Source organism: Bradyrhizobium mercantei (assembly GCF_001982635.1).
Lineage (GTDB): Bacteria > Pseudomonadota > Alphaproteobacteria > Rhizobiales > Xanthobacteraceae > Bradyrhizobium > Bradyrhizobium mercantei.
Genome location: NZ_MKFI01000004.1, coordinates 992,458 through 1,006,110 on the forward strand (window position 1 = coordinate 992,458; position 13,653 = coordinate 1,006,110).

Here is a 13,653-nt window from a genome sequence, read left to right on the forward strand (position 1 = left end):
TGGGCAATTGCGCATCGGGGAATGACGGGCGGAAATGACGCCGTCTTGAACGCGGCCGCCTTGTTGCGCCACGGCGGCAGGCTTACATTCGTCTCCGTCACTTGCCGTTTCGATTGGTCGCCCGATGCGAAGACAATCCGAGACCTTGCTGCTGGTGCCGCTGCTGCCGATCTTCCTGCTCGGCATGTTTCCGATGCTGCTGATCGGCCTGCTCGGATTCTTCGGCCTGATCATCTTCGGCATCCTGCTGGTCTGCGTCGGCCTGACACTCGCCCTCGAGGCACATGGCGAGTTCAACGAATCGATCATCGTCCACGGCTTTGCCCGCGGCTCCGAGCGCGCGACGCAGGTTTCACATCTGCAAGCCGCGATCCGCTCCGCCGCCGTTCTCGACGTCGCGGGAATTGCCCTGGTCGTCGCGGGTATCCTGGGCCTCCTCGTGGCCGGCTGACCAGCGCGCCACGCGCCCCTGATTCACAAACTCGTCGCTTGCGCATTGCAGCGAAGTTTGCGCATGAGGGGTCCAGCGGCTTTCTCCGCCCATCCCGATCTCGCCGGTCACCAGAACCAAGGGAGTCCCCTTCATGATCAAATTCTATTTCAACGGATCGCCGAACCCGACCAAGGTCGCGCTGTTCCTGGAAGAGTCCGGCCTGCCGTTCGAGGCGATCCCGGTCGACACCCGCAAGGGCGACCAGTTCACGCCGGACTTCCTCAAGATCAACCCGAACGCCAAGGTGCCGGCGATCGACGATGACGGCGTGCAGGTGTTCGACAGCAACGCGATCCTGCTCTACCTCGCCGAGGAGAACGGCAAGTTCCTGCCCGCCAACACGCCGGCCAACCGCGCCGCGACGCTGTCCTGGCTGATGTTCATCGCGACCGGCCTCGGCCCGTATTCCGGCCAGGCGGTGCACTTCAAGCATTTCGCGCCGGAGGTGATCGACTACGCCCACAACCGCTACCAGTTCGAGGCGCATCGTCACTACAAGGTCCTCGACGATCATCTGGCGAAGTCGCGTTACATGGTCGGCGACAGCTACACGATCGTCGACATGGCGTTCTGGGGCTGGGCGCGGATGGCGGTGTTCATTCTCGGCGAGGAAGGCTACGCCAAATATCCGAACGTGAAGCGGCTGGTCGACGAGATCTCGGCGCGGCCGGCGGCGGCGCGCGCGCTCGCGCTGAAGGACAAGCACACCTTCAAGGCCGAGATGGACGACGCGGCGCGCGGCTTCATGTTCGGCCACCTGAAGAACAAGGTGGCGTAAGCCCGTCTTTGAGCCTCATGCAGGGTGGGCGCGCTGACGCGTTGCCCACCCTGCGCATGTTCGCACCTCACGGCGGCCAGTAGGGCCTGCCGTTGCCGTACCGGCCATGATGCGAGACGTCGGCACGGCAGATGCCGATGTCCTGCAGCTCGCGTTCGCTCATCGCGGCGAGCTGCCGCCACGCGCGCCGGTCCTCGCGCCATTGTCCGAACCGGACCAGCGCCGCCGCGACTGCGGCAGTCAGTGGCTCAACCCGCCGCGCGAACCTCGGCGACAGGAAACGGACCGAGGGCCTTCTCGGTCAAGACCGAGTCGCAATATTCCCTCACCTCCTTGATCCTGCCGCCGTCGAAGCGGAACACCAGGCAATAGTCGTTGTCGTAACGCTGCCCCTCCTTGGTGAGGTTGTTGCCCTTGGCCTCGACCACGACGATGTCGCCGTCGGCGATGACGCGATGCGCGACGGTACGGCCGCGCTCGACCAGTCTCGAGCGGACATGGCCGTGCAGGTCGGTCATGATCGATTGCTTGCCGGTGAAGGTGCGCGACCAGGAATATTGCCCCGTCACGGTCCAGATCGCGTCGTCGGCGAGCGTCGCCATGAACAGCGATTTCTCGCGCACCGCGGGATCGGGACTGCCCGCGATCACGAACATCTCCTGCACCAGTTTCTTGTTGTCGGCTGCGCTCATGGCGCGTCTCCTTGCGATAGGGTTGGCTGAGGTGAGGCGCCGCCTCGCGCGAACCGCTGTTCGCTTCGCGTGAGAGCACCTTGCCTGGCAATCCTGCGACGCCTGCACGCATTCTTCCAATCGATAGGCGATATGATATATATTCGCCTGATGAATTTGAATTCGCTTGACCTCAATTTGCTGGTTGCGCTCGACGCGCTGCTGCGCGACGCCAGTGTCAGCCGTGCTGCGATGCGGCTGCATCTGTCACAGCCGGCGACCAGCCACGCGCTGCAGCGGCTGCGCGATCTGATCGGCGATCCCTTGCTGGTGCGCAACGGCGCGCGGATGGAGCTGACGCCGCGGGCGCAGGCGCTGCGCCTGCCGCTGGCGCAGGCGCTCGACCAGGTGCGCACGTTGTTCATATCAGATGATTTCGACGCCGCGCGCAGCGAGCGGCATTTCCGCCTGATGATGCCCGACCTCGCGGTCGAGTTGCTGATGCCGCCGCTGATGGAAAAGGTCACGCGGCTGGCGCCGAACGTCACCATCGACGTGGTGCCGTGGCGGAGCTCGCCGATCTTCACCCCCGATTTCGCCCGCACCATCGATCTCGTGATCTCGATCGGCGACAGCTTCAAGGGCTTTCACCGCCAGCGGCTCTACACCGACATCGATGCGCTCGCGGTGCGGCGCGGCCATCCGGTCGGCGCCAAGCTCAGGAAGCGCGAGGCGTTCCTCGCCGCGCGGCATGTCGGCGTGATCATCCGCGGCCACAACGAGGATCTGATCGACACCTGGCTGCGCACCAAGGGCATCGATCGGCGGATCGCGCTGGTGGTGCCGGGCTATATCGAGGCGCTGCATGTCACCGCGCGCACCGACCTCGTCGCCTTCGTGCCGCGCCGGCTGATCTCCGCGCTGGCGAAGCAGCTGTCGCTGGTGATCGTGACCCCGCCGCTCGATCCCGGAATCGACGAGCAGCACATGTTCTATCCGACCCGGGCGCAGATGGATCCGGGCTCGATCTGGCTGCGCAAGCTGATGCTGGAGACCGGACGCGAATTGGAGACGGGGAACGCCGCGTAGCGCCGCTCTATCCAACTGTCGTCCCTGCGAAAGCATGGACCCATAACCACAGCTCTGAATTGGGATGAAGGGCTGTGGCCCCAGCGTCGCGCCACAACTGCGATTTGGGGTTATGGGACCCGGCTCGCGCTTCGCTTGGCCGGGACGACAGCGAATTTGTTGCTTACGCCCTCTGCTCAGCCAACACCTTCTGCACCGCCGGCCGTTGCTCCATCGCCGCGCGATGCGCCTTCACCTTGGGCAGGGTCGCGATGTTGACGCCGTCGCCGTCGAGCCAGAGCGTCAGCGTATAGAGATAGGCGTCGCCGACCGTGTAGCTGTCGCCCATCACCCACGGTCCCCTGAGCATGTCGCGCTCGATCAGGTTGAAGCAGGCGCCCATGGTCTTCGGGATCATCGTCTTCATGTCGGCGAACGACGTCTCCTGCGTCGCCCAACGCGCGCCGCGCATCTTGTGGGCGTGGCAGACATGCACCGTCGAGCAGAGATAGGAGTTGAACGACTGCAGCCTGGCGAATTCGAAGGCGTCGTCGAGCGGCGCGAGCTTCGCCTGCGGATAGGTCTGCGCGATGTAGGCCAGCATCGCCGGGGTTTCTGTCAGCACGCCGCGATCGGTCACCAGCGTCGGCACGCGGCCCTTCGGATTGATCTTGAGATATTCCGGGCTGTTCTGCTGGTTGTTCTTGAAGTCGAGCCGCTCGACCGTATAGGGCGCGCCGGCCTCGGCCAGCGCGATATGGGAGGCGAGCGCACAGGTGCCGGGAGCGGTATAGAGCTTGAGCATGTCGTTGTCCTCTGCGGGCCTTGTCGGTTCGCGGCGAACCCGGCCCTTGCCTTTTTATGGATGCGGCGGACGTTAGCGTTGCCGCCGCTGGCCGTCCATCCCCACCCAATGTCGCAAGGTTTCGCGGTTGCCCACGGCGGTGCCGCCGTGCGATGACCATGGCCGATCGAGAGGGATTTTCATGACTGTACTGATTGCAGGTGGCGGAATTGGCGGGCTGACGCTGGCGCTCAGCCTGCACCAGATCGGCGTTCCCTGCCGTGTGTTCGAGAGCGTGCCCGAGCTGAAACCGCTCGGCGTCGGCATCAACGTGCTGCCGCATGCGGTGCGCGAATTGATCGAGCTCGGCCTGCACGACGTACTCGACGCCTCGGCCGTGCGGACGCGCGAGCTCGCTTATTTCTCCAAGCACGGCAAGCCGATCTGGAGCGAGCCGCGCGGGCTCGAGGCCGGCTACAAATGGCCGCAATTCTCGATCCATCGCGGCCGGCTGCAACAGCTGCTGCTCGATGCCGCGACCGAACGGCTGGGAGCCGACAACATCCTGACCAGCCATCACCTCACCGGCTGGACCGAGACCGTGGACGGCGTCCGCGCCGACTTCATCGACCGCGCCACCGGCAAGCCGGCCGGCAGCCATGACGGTGCAGTGCTGATCGCCGCCGACGGCATCCATTCGGCGGTGCGCGAAAAACTCTATCCGCAGGAGGGGCCGCCGATCTGGAACGGCCGCATCCTGTGGCGCGGCATCACCCGCGGCAACGCCTTCCTGACCGGCCGCACCATGATCATGGCCGGCCACGAGATCCTGAAATTCGTCTGCTACCCGATCTCGAAGGAAGCCGGCGCGGACGGCAAGTTCGACATCAACTGGGTCGCCGAGCGGCACATGCCGCCGACCTATCAATGGCGCCGCGAGGACTATAACCGCACCGCGAAACTCGACGAGTTCCTGCCGTGGTTCGAGAACTGGAATTTCGACTGGCTCGACGTGCCGGGCCTGATCCGCAACTGCCCGCATGCCTACGAGTATCCGCTGGTCGATCGCGATCCGATCCCGCAATGGACTTTTGGCCGCGTCACGCTGATGGGCGACGCCGCGCATCCGATGTACCCGATCGGCTCCAACGGCGCCTCGCAGGCGATCCTGGATGCGCGCACGCTGACGCGCGAGATCCTGGCGCATGGCCCGACGCAGGCCGCGCTCGCGGCCTATGAGGCCGAGCGGCGGCCCGCGACCACCGATCTCGTCATGCTCAACCGCCGCAATGGCCCCGAACAGGTGATGCAGTTGGTCGAGGAGCGCGCGCCCAACGGCTTTGGCGTCGTCACCGAGGTGCTGTCACAGCAGGAGCTGGAAGACATCGCCGCCAACTACAAGCGCGTGGCGGGTTTCCAGGTCGAGGGCCTCAACGCCAAGCCGCCGATCGTGCAGCGGAAGGGCTAGCTTTGCTCAAGCTGCGAAATCTATCCCCGTCATCCTGAGGTGCGAGCGGAGCGAGCCTCGAAGGATGCACGGCCCCAGTGGGGCCGTTGACCCTTCGAGACGCGCGCGAGGTGCGCGCTCCTCAGGGTGACGGGACCAGTAGTTGTGCAAGCCGGATCAGCGCAGCGCCCGCGCCGCTTCCACCAGCCGGATGCTGCTGCTCGCGGTCGCGAGCAGCGTGCCGTTTTCGGCCGTCAGCCGGCCCTCGACGAAGGCGATGGTCTTGCCGAGTTGCGTCACGGTCGCCTCGCCGGTGATCGGGCCGGGTTTGGCCGGCGCGAGGAAGTTCACGGTCATCGAGATCGTCGTGGTGAAGAGCCTGCCCTCGGTCATCACGAACACCGCCGGCCCCATCGTGTCGTCGAGCATCGCCGAGAGCATGCCGCCCTGGATGAAGCCGGCCGGATTGCAAAAATCCTGCTTGCCGTCGAACGCCATCCTGATCCAGCCGTCCTGCGGGCGTGCGTCGACGAGGCGCCAGCCGAGCAGCTTTGCGACAGGCGGCATCGGGATGTCGTCGAGCGCGGTTGCGATCATGGCGGCCTCCGTTGTTCTGGAGGTCGTACTCGAGCCCTGCTGCCAGCATGGTGTCAGCAGGAGCCGCCGTCAGAGACCGAGCCCATGCGCGAGCACCTTGCGCATCACGTTCGGAAACGCTTCGCCGTCCAGCGTCGCCACCGGCACCCAGCGCATGCCATCAGGCGCGCGCGTGCGCGGCGGAACTGTCGCGGTGTAGACGACGAGCTCGAGCGGAAAGTGCGTGAACACGTGGGTGACGACGCCGGCCTTGCGATGCCAGCGGGTGCCGCCCCTGAGTTCCGGCGCCTGTGCGAGCGCGGCAGCGTCCTCCTGCCGGGCCAGCCACTCCGACCCCGGCACCTCGGTCATGCCGCCGAGCAGGCCCTTTTCCGGGCGTGAGCGGACCAGCAATTCGTCGCCGCGCGTCACCACGAAGGCGGCGCCGCGGCGCAGGGTGCCGCTCTTCTTCGGTGCCTTGCGCGGGAACGTCTCCTGGTCGCCGCGAACGCGTGCAGCGCAATCGTCATTCAGCGGACACAAGGCGCATGCCGGCTTCTTCGGCGTGCAGATCGTGGCGCCGAGATCCATCAAGGCTTGAGCGCTGTCCCCAGCGCGAGACTTCTCGTCGCCGGCGCGGGCCGCGCCGAGCAGCGTCGCCGCCAACTCCTTGATCAGCGGCTTGGCCTGCGGCAGTGCCTCCTCGATGGCGTAGAGCCGGGTGACCACGCGCTCGATATTGCCGTCGACCGGCATGGTGCGGCGGTCGAACGCGATCGCCGCGATCGCCGCCGCGGTGTAGGGCCCGATGCCGGGCAGCGTGCGCAGCCCCTCCTCGGTGTCCGGAAACACCCCGCCATGATCGGTAAGCACCGTGACCGCGCAGGCGTGCAAATTGCGCGCCCGCGAATAATAGCCGAGCCCGGCCCACATCCTCAGGACATCGTCGAGCGAGGCGCGGCCGAGCGCGGTGACATCAGGCCAGCGCGAGACGAATTTCTCGAAATACGGGCCGACCGCCCTGACCGTGGTCTGCTGCAGCATGATCTCCGACAGCCACACCCGGTACGGATCCGCATGCTCCCCCGCCGCCGCGCGCCACGGCAGCGTCCGGCGATGCCGGTCATACCAGGCGAGCAGCCGCGCCGGGCGGTCGGCCTGCTGGTCGGTCGATCTGGACTTGGCGGCCGCGCGCGAACTCATGACCCTATCTTAAGGCACATCCAGTCACGGATGCCCGGGCCTGACCCGGGCATCCACGTCTTTCTTCGCCCGGATGCGGAAACGCCGCCACAATGATGAACATGGTTTCGGCCACATCGTCACCGCTGCTATAACCCGTCCCATGTCCAAACCCGGTCCGATCAGCGCAAAGCCCCTGTCGATCCTGCTCAGCGACGTCTTCACCGACGCCTATGCCAAGCAGGGCTTTGCCGCGCGCGAACTGGTGACGCGCTGGACCGAGATCGCGGGCGAGCGGATCGCGGCCTATTGCGAACCCTTGAAGATGCAGTGGCCGCGGCCGGTCGAGGGACAGCCGCAGGAGCCGGCGACGCTGGTGCTGCGGGTCGAAGGGCCGATGGCGCTGGAGATCCAGCACTCGTCCGACGTGATCCTGGAACGGGTGAACCGCTTCTTCGGCTGGCACGCGGTCGGCCGCCTGACGATCCGGCAGGCGCCGCTGTCGCGCCGCAGCCGCCCGGCACGGCCGCGCCCGCCCGACGCCAAAACCGTGGCGCGGGAGGCGGCAAACCTTACGGCCGTGGAGGACGACGATCTGCGCGCGGCGCTGGCCCGGCTGGGTGCCACGATCAAGCGAAATTGACGCTTTTCAGCGGGTTTCCCGCGAGACCGCGGCATTGCCACAATGGCCGTTTCAAGCTAGCGAAGGCTTCTTTTTCGGGACCCCCTTCATTGTGGCGCGAATGCGCCAATCCGGGAGCTGACCTTGATCATCACGCGCCGCGCTTTCACCACCGCTCTCTCGCTGACCGGCCTTGCCGCCCTCGCCGGCCTGTCGCCGCTGCGCCTGATCTCGTCGGCTTTCGCGCAGACCGCAGCCGAGGTCGCCAAGCCGCAGTCGCTGCCGGACATGGGCCTCGGCCCGCAGGACGCCAAGGTGACGATCGTCGAATACGCCTCGATGACCTGCCCGCACTGCGCCAATTTCAACGAGACGGTGTTCCCGAAGATCAAGTCGACCTACATCGACAGCGGCAAGGTCCGCTACGTGTTCCGCGAATTCCCGCTCGACATCAAGGCCGCCGCCGGCTCGATGCTGGCGCGCTGCATCGCCAAGGACGACGCGCCGAAATTCTTCGCCGTGATCGACCTGTTGTTCCGCCAGCAGAACGACTGGGTGGTCAAGAACACCACCGAAACGCTGACGCGGATCGGCAAGCAGGCCGGCCTCAGCCAGCAACAGGTCGAGGACTGCCTGAAGGATCAGAAGCTGCTCGACAAGATCGCCGCCGACCAGAAATACGCCAACGACGTGCTGAAGGTGAACTCGACGCCGACCTTCTTCATCAATGGCGAGATGCTGAAGGGCGAGACCTCGTTCGAGGAATTCAGCAAGCACATCGACCCGCTGCTGAAGAGCTGATCGCGCGCCCTTGAAGCCGACACCGTCGTGCCCGATTCTGAGTCGGGCACGATAATTGTGGATGAGTTGCGATCGCGGCCGACGGCGATCGCATTATTTCGTTGTTGAAAACCTGATTCGCGTGATGCGAATCTCAGAGGACATGCAGAGGTCGTAAATCCCTCGCAAATCCCTTGGGAAAAGCTGGGTCAAGCGGTTGCCCTGACGCGCTCGCATCGCCATTGTCGCCGCTCATGAGAGCTGCACGCAGCTATTCAGCCCAGACACCGACATTGCCATCCATGGTATTGTCACGGCAGGGAGATTCGCGCCCGGCCAAACGAGATTTGTGTACATGAAGCTCACGCGCCTCCGCCTGCACGGTTTCAAGTCGTTCGTTGAACCCACCGATTTCATGATCGAGCCCGGTCTGACCGGCGTCGTCGGACCGAACGGCTGCGGCAAATCCAACCTCGTCGAAGCGCTGCGCTGGGCGATGGGCGAGACCTCGCACAAGTCGCTGCGCGCCGCCGACATGGACGCGGTGATCTTCGCCGGTTCCGGCAATCGCCCGGCGCGCAACCACGCCGAAGTCGTGATGACGATCGACAATTCCGATCGCTCGGCGCCGGCCGCGGTCAACGACAGCCAGCTGCTCGAAATCTCCCGCCGCATCGAGCGCGAGGCCGGCTCGGTCTACCGCATCAACGGCCGCGACGTGCGCGCCCGCGACGTCCAGATCCTGTTCGCCGACGCCGCCACCGGCGCGCGTTCGCCGGCGCTGGTCCACCAGGGCAAGATCGGCGAGATCATCCAGGCCAAGCCGGAGCAGCGCCGCCGCGTGCTGGAAGACGCCGCCGGCGTCGCCGGCCTGCATGCTCGCCGCCACGAGGCGGAACTGCGGCTGAAGGCGGCCGAAACCAACCTCACCCGCGTCGAGGATGTGATCGGCCAGCTCACCGGCCAGATGGAAGGCCTGAAGAAGCAAGCCCGCCAGGCGATCCGCTACCGCGAGGTCGCGGCCAAGGTGCGCAAGTCCGAGGCCATGCTGTTCCATCTGCGCTGGATCGAGGCCAATGCCGACGTCAACGACGCCGCGCGCACCCACGATCTCGCCGTACGCGAGATGGCGGAGCGCACCCAGCATCAGGCGGAAGCCGCCCGCATCCAGGCGATCCGCGCCACCGAACTGCCGGCGCTGCGCGATGCCGAGGCGCGCGCCGCCGCCGGCCTGCAGCGCCTGACCAATGCGCGCGAGATGCTCGACCGCGAGGAGCAGCGCGCCAAGGAGCGCGTCGGCGAGCTCGATCGCCGCCTCACCCAGTTCGCCCAGGATATTTCGCGCGAGCAGCAGCAGACCTCTGACGCCGACATCGCGCTGCAGCGGCTCGACACCGAAGACGCCGAGCTGAAGGAAGAGATCAAGTCGCGGGTCGAGAAGCGCTCCGGCGTCGACGAGCGCGTTGCCGAGGCCGAGGAGATCCTGGCCGCGACCGAGCGCCAATTCTCCGAGCTGACCACGCAGCTCGCCGACCTCACCGCCAAGCGCAACCAGCTCGAAGCCGGTGTGCGCACGCATCGCGACCGGCTGGCGCGGCTCGATCAGGAGATCGCCAACGTCCAGGCCGAGGAAACCAAGCTCGCGCAGGAAACCGGCAATCTCGGCGACATCGACGCGCTCGCCGCCGCCATGGAGATGGCGCAGCAGACGCTCGCCGAATCCGAGGCCGCGGTGCAGGAGAGCGAGGCACATCACGCCGCCGCGCGACAGACGCTGGAGGCCTCCCGCAATCCGCTGACCGAGGCGGAGAAGCGCGTGCAGCGGCTCGAGACCGAAGCCCGCACCATCTCCAAGCTCGTCACCAGCGAGACCAAGAATCTGTGGCCGCCGATCATCGACGGCATCACGGTCGCCAAGGGTTATGAAAAGGCGATCGGCGCCGTGCTCGGCGACGACCTCGATGCTCCCGTGGACTCGTCCGCGCCGATGCGCTGGACCAATGTCGGTGAAGCCGCGGGCGATCCGTCGCTGCCCGACGGTGTCGAGCGGCTCGCCGATCACGTCCAGGCGCCGCCGGAACTGGCGCGCCGTCTGGCCCAGATCGGCGTGGTGGCCAAGGAGCGCGGCGCCGCGCTGGTGTCGCAGCTGAAGACCGGCCAGCGGCTGGTGTCGCTCGAAGGCGACGTCTGGCGCTGGGACGGCTTCGTGGCCGACGCGCATGCCCCGACCGGCGCGGCGCGCCGCCTCGCCGAACGCGCCCGGTTGGTCGATATCGAGCATGAGCTGGAACAGGCCCGCATCGACGCCGCCGCCAAGCGCCAGGCGCTGGAGACGGCCGAAGAAGAGCTACGCTCGGCGTCCGCCGCCGAGGGTGCCTCGCGCGAAGCGGTGCGTGCCGCCCGCCGCGAGACCGACGCAGCGCGCGAGCGCCATGCCGCGACCGAGCGCGAGATCAACCGCCACTCCGCGCGCAAATCGGCGCTGACCGAGGCACACAGCCGCGTCGCCGCCGACCGCGCCGAGGCCGAAGCCGCGCATGAGAGCGCCGTCGCCGCGCTCGCCGAGCTGCCGCCGGGCGTCGAGACCGAAGCGCAGCTCGCCGCGGTTCGCGCCGAGATCGACAACCAGCGGCGTGCCGCAGCGCAGGTTCGCGCCGAGGCGCAGGCGCTCGCCCGCGAGGCCGAACTCGCCGACCGCCGGGTGCAGGCGATCCTCGCCGAGCGCAATGAATGGCAGAACCGCAAGACCAGCGCTGCCTCGCAGGTCGGGACCATCGAAGCGCGCATCGCCGAGGTGTCGATCGAGCGCGAGGAGCTTGCCAACGCGCCGGAAGTGTTCGCCGAGAAGCGCAGCGCGCTGATCACGGAGATCGAGCACGCCGAGGGCGATCGCCGCATCGCCGCCGACGCGCTGGCGACCGCCGAATCTGCAATGGCGGAAACCGACCGCGTCGCCAAGGCCACGCTCGAAGCACTCTCCTCATCCCGCGAGGCGACCGCGCGCGCCGAGGAGCGCATGGAAGGCACTCGCCGCCGCCTCGCCGACATCGAGCGCGAAATCCACGACATGCTCGAGGTCGAGCCGAGCGCGGTCGTTGGCATGGCCGAGATCGAGCCCGGCGCGGAGCTCCCGCCGGTCGGCCAGGTCGAGGAAGAACTCGAAAAGCTGCGCCGCGACCGCGAGCGGCTGGGCGCCGTCAACCTTCGCGCCGAGGAAGAGTTGAAGGAAGTCGAGACCCAGCACACCGCGCTGACCACCGAGCGCGATGACCTGGTCGAAGCGATCAAGCGGCTGCGGCAGGGCATCCAGAGCCTCAACCGCGAAGCGCGCGAGCGTCTGCTGACCTCGTTCGAGACCGTCAACAACCACTTCAAGCGGCTGTTCACCGAGCTGTTCGGCGGCGGCGAAGCTGCGCTGCACCTAATCGAGAGCGACGATCCGCTCGAGGCCGGCCTCGAGATCATCGCCAAGCCGCCGGGCAAGAAGCCGCAGACGCTGTCGCTGCTGTCCGGCGGTGAGCAGGCGCTGACCGCGCTCTCGCTGATCTTCGCGGTGTTCCTCACCAACCCGTCGCCGATCTGCGTGCTGGACGAAGTCGACGCGCCGCTCGATGACCACAACGTCGAACGGTTCTGCAGCCTGCTGCACGAAATGACCGGCTCGACCGACACGCGCTTCATCATCATCACGCACAATCCGATCACAATGGCGCGGATGAACCGGCTGTTCGGCGTCACCATGGCCGAACGCGGCGTGTCGCAGCTGGTGTCGGTCGACCTGCAGGGCGCAGTCGACATCCTCGACCAGAACGTGGCGTAGGGCTACGCTCGCGCCAAACGTCGTCATTGCGAGGAGCGATAGCGACGAAGCAATCCATGCTTCAGCGAGCGGCGCTATGGATTGCTTCGCTTCGCTCGCAATGACGTGGGGATGGTACGGCGCATGACCTCACCCGACCTGCCTGCTGAACTCAAAGCCGCCCTCAACGTCCGGCTCGAAGGCCTGTCGCGCAGCGACGCCGCCGGCCGTGCAGCCGTCATCTCGCGGACCTATCGCGAAGGCGGCGGCTCCTCGACGATCAGGACCGAGACCGATGCGCTCGCCTACGCGCTGGCGCGGATGCCGGCGACCTATGCCGCCGTGGTCGCGAGCCTCAATGCACTCTCCGAGATCCGGCCGGACTTCGCGCCCGCGAGCCTGCTCGATGTCGGCGCCGGCCCGGGGACCGCGACCTGGGCGGCCGCGGAAGCCTTCCCGTCGCTGCAGGAGTTCACTCTGCTCGATGCCAATGCGGCCCTGCGCACGCTGGCGCTCGACCTCACGCGCCGGAGTGACCGCCTGCGCCGCATCACCTACGAGCTCGGCCAGGCCCGCACCTATGCGGCGCATGCCGAGGCCGCTGACCTCGTGATCGCGAGCTACGTCATCAACGAGCTCAATGACGCCGAGCGCGACGCGCTCACCGATGTCATGTGGGAGAAAACCAGGGATACGCTGCTGGTGGTCGAACCCGGCACCCCCGCCGGCTATGCGCGGATCATCGCACTGCGCGCACGCTTGATCGCGGCCGGCGCGCATGTCACGGCCCCCTGCCCGCATGAGGCCGCCTGCCCGCTGGTTGCGCCCGACTGGTGCCATTTCTCGCAGCGCCTGCAGCGCTCGCGCGCGCACAAGCAGGTCAAGGGCGCCGACGCGCCGTTCGAGGACGAGCGCTTCGCTTATGTCGCGCTGAGCCGCACACCGGTCGCGGCGCGTCCGTCCCGCGTGCTGGCGCAGCCGGACGCCGGCAAGGTCGAGATCGCGGCCAAGCTGTGCACGGTGGAGGGCGTCACCGTCGCCAGGGTGCCGCGCCGCGCCAAGGCCGATTACGCGCGCGCCCGGCACTGGCGCTGGGGTGATGCGGTCTAGCCCAACAGCCCGCGTCGTCCCGGCCTAGTGCGCAATTGCGCACGGGAGCCGGCAACTGTTATGTTGCTGGCTCGAGCTGATAGGGCTTTCTATCACGCATCATGGCGTTGAGGACCGTCAGTAGCTTCCTGGCGACAGCGATGAGAGCGAGCTTGGCGGGCTTACCGGCCTGCCGCAGTCGTGTGTAGAAGGTCTTAAAGGGAGCTGCTCTACGGACCGCGTTGAGGGCAGCCATGTAGAGGGCGGCGCGGACGCGCTTTCGGCCACCGCCGATCTTGCGCTTGCCACGGTAGGCGCCGCTGTCGACGTTGAAGGGAGCCAGGCCGGCGAGCGCAGCCACCTG

At 66.9% G+C, this 13,653-nt stretch carries 14 protein-coding genes; 8 read left to right on the plus strand and 6 right to left on the minus strand.

The window, feature by feature from the left end:
- Nucleotides 1-124: 124 nt before the first annotated feature.
- Both BI327_RS22620 and BI327_RS22625 read left to right on the plus strand, forming a co-directional pair.
- Nucleotides 125-451: a hypothetical protein gene (locus BI327_RS22620; RefSeq protein ID WP_076863004.1), complete on the plus strand. Its 327-nt coding sequence runs from the start codon at nt 125-127 to the stop codon at nt 449-451.
- Between the two features lie 133 nt (nt 452-584).
- Nucleotides 585-1,271: a glutathione S-transferase family protein gene (locus tag BI327_RS22625; protein WP_076863006.1), complete on the plus strand. Its 687-nt coding sequence runs from the start codon at nt 585-587 to the stop codon at nt 1,269-1,271.
- Nucleotides 1,272-1,338: 67 nt separating this feature from the next.
- Here BI327_RS22625 and BI327_RS43575 read toward each other — a convergent pair whose 3' ends face one another.
- Together BI327_RS43575 and BI327_RS22635 are read right to left on the minus strand one after the other, a co-directional pair.
- Nucleotides 1,339-1,548 (minus strand): DUF1127 domain-containing protein, encoded by a 210-nt coding sequence (locus BI327_RS43575; RefSeq protein ID WP_083742191.1) that lies wholly within the window; start codon nt 1,546-1,548, stop codon nt 1,339-1,341.
- Nucleotides 1,520-1,963 carry a nuclear transport factor 2 family protein gene (locus tag BI327_RS22635; RefSeq protein ID WP_076863008.1) on the minus strand — a complete coding sequence of 148 codons (444 nt, stop codon included), beginning with the start codon at nt 1,961-1,963 and terminating at the stop codon, nt 1,520-1,522. The genes BI327_RS43575 and BI327_RS22635 overlap by 29 nt, the downstream gene beginning before the upstream one ends.
- Nucleotides 1,964-2,113: 150 nt before the next feature.
- On the opposite strand from BI327_RS22635, the gene BI327_RS22640 reads away from it, so the two are divergent.
- A complete protein-coding gene (locus BI327_RS22640) occupies nt 2,114-3,031 on the plus strand; it encodes a LysR family transcriptional regulator (protein WP_076863010.1) in 918 nt (305 codons plus the stop codon).
- Between the two features lie 163 nt (nt 3,032-3,194).
- Here the strand turns inward: BI327_RS22640 and BI327_RS22645 are convergent, their stop codons facing one another.
- Nucleotides 3,195-3,815, minus strand: a complete 621-nt coding sequence (locus tag BI327_RS22645; protein ID WP_076863012.1) for a glutathione S-transferase family protein — start codon at nt 3,813-3,815, stop codon at nt 3,195-3,197.
- A 181-nt stretch (nt 3,816-3,996) separates the two neighbouring features.
- On the opposite strand from BI327_RS22645, the gene BI327_RS22650 reads away from it, so the two are divergent.
- Nucleotides 3,997-5,262 carry a flavin-dependent oxidoreductase gene (locus BI327_RS22650; protein WP_076863014.1) on the plus strand — a complete coding sequence of 422 codons (1,266 nt, stop codon included), beginning with the start codon at nt 3,997-3,999 and terminating at the stop codon, nt 5,260-5,262.
- A 156-nt stretch (nt 5,263-5,418) separates the two neighbouring features.
- On the opposite strand, the gene BI327_RS22655 is transcribed toward BI327_RS22650, so the two are convergent.
- On the minus strand, nt 5,419-5,838 hold the full coding sequence (locus BI327_RS22655; protein WP_076863016.1) for a PaaI family thioesterase: 420 nt from the start codon (nt 5,836-5,838) through the stop codon (nt 5,419-5,421).
- Between the two features lie 69 nt (nt 5,839-5,907).
- The gene (mutY, locus tag BI327_RS22660; RefSeq protein ID WP_076863018.1) at nt 5,908-7,020 is read right to left on the minus strand and encodes an A/G-specific adenine glycosylase; all 1,113 of its coding nucleotides are present in this window, start codon (nt 7,018-7,020) and stop codon (nt 5,908-5,910) included.
- 142 nt (nt 7,021-7,162) lie between these two features.
- Here mutY and BI327_RS22665 point away from each other — a divergent pair, with 142 nt between their 5' ends.
- The 4 genes from BI327_RS22665 (at nt 7,163) to BI327_RS22680 (ending at nt 13,310) form a co-directional block, all read left to right on the plus strand.
- On the plus strand, nt 7,163-7,642 hold the full coding sequence (locus BI327_RS22665) for a DUF721 domain-containing protein (protein WP_076863020.1): 480 nt from the start codon (nt 7,163-7,165) through the stop codon (nt 7,640-7,642).
- Nucleotides 7,643-7,765: 123 nt separating this feature from the next.
- Nucleotides 7,766-8,422, plus strand: coding sequence for a DsbA family protein (locus BI327_RS22670; RefSeq protein ID WP_050627248.1), 657 nt, complete (start codon nt 7,766-7,768; stop codon nt 8,420-8,422).
- A 334-nt stretch (nt 8,423-8,756) separates the two neighbouring features.
- Nucleotides 8,757-12,221 carry a chromosome segregation protein SMC gene (smc, locus tag BI327_RS22675; RefSeq protein ID WP_076863021.1) on the plus strand — a complete coding sequence of 1,155 codons (3,465 nt, stop codon included), beginning with the start codon at nt 8,757-8,759 and terminating at the stop codon, nt 12,219-12,221.
- 123 nt (nt 12,222-12,344) lie between these two features.
- Complete coding sequence (locus BI327_RS22680) at nt 12,345-13,310, plus strand: small ribosomal subunit Rsm22 family protein (protein WP_076863023.1); 966 nt, start codon at nt 12,345-12,347, stop codon at nt 13,308-13,310.
- A gap of 58 nt (nt 13,311-13,368) precedes the next feature.
- Here BI327_RS22680 and BI327_RS22685 read toward each other — a convergent pair.
- On the minus strand, nt 13,369-13,653 hold a 285-nt coding region (locus BI327_RS22685), incomplete at its 5' end, for a transposase (RefSeq protein ID WP_143271680.1).

Coding starts and splice junctions, on each gene's coding strand:
- BI327_RS22620 (WP_076863004.1), top strand. CDS start 125: ATGCGAAGACAATCCGAGACCTTGCTGCTGGTGCCGCTGCTGCCGATC.
- BI327_RS22625 (WP_076863006.1), top strand. CDS start 585: ATGATCAAATTCTATTTCAACGGATCGCCGAACCCGACCAAGGTCGCG.
- BI327_RS22635 (WP_076863008.1), bottom strand. CDS start 1,963: ATGAGCGCAGCCGACAACAAGAAACTGGTGCAGGAGATGTTCGTGATC.
- BI327_RS22640 (WP_076863010.1), top strand. CDS start 2,114: ATGAATTTGAATTCGCTTGACCTCAATTTGCTGGTTGCGCTCGACGCG.
- BI327_RS22645 (WP_076863012.1), bottom strand. CDS start 3,815: ATGCTCAAGCTCTATACCGCTCCCGGCACCTGTGCGCTCGCCTCCCAT.
- BI327_RS22650 (WP_076863014.1), top strand. CDS start 3,997: ATGACTGTACTGATTGCAGGTGGCGGAATTGGCGGGCTGACGCTGGCG.
- BI327_RS22655 (WP_076863016.1), bottom strand. CDS start 5,838: ATGATCGCAACCGCGCTCGACGACATCCCGATGCCGCCTGTCGCAAAG.
- mutY (WP_076863018.1), bottom strand. CDS start 7,020: ATGAGTTCGCGCGCGGCCGCCAAGTCCAGATCGACCGACCAGCAGGCC.
- BI327_RS22665 (WP_076863020.1), top strand. CDS start 7,163: ATGTCCAAACCCGGTCCGATCAGCGCAAAGCCCCTGTCGATCCTGCTC.
- smc (WP_076863021.1), top strand. CDS start 8,757: ATGAAGCTCACGCGCCTCCGCCTGCACGGTTTCAAGTCGTTCGTTGAA.
- BI327_RS22680 (WP_076863023.1), top strand. CDS start 12,345: ATGACCTCACCCGACCTGCCTGCTGAACTCAAAGCCGCCCTCAACGTC.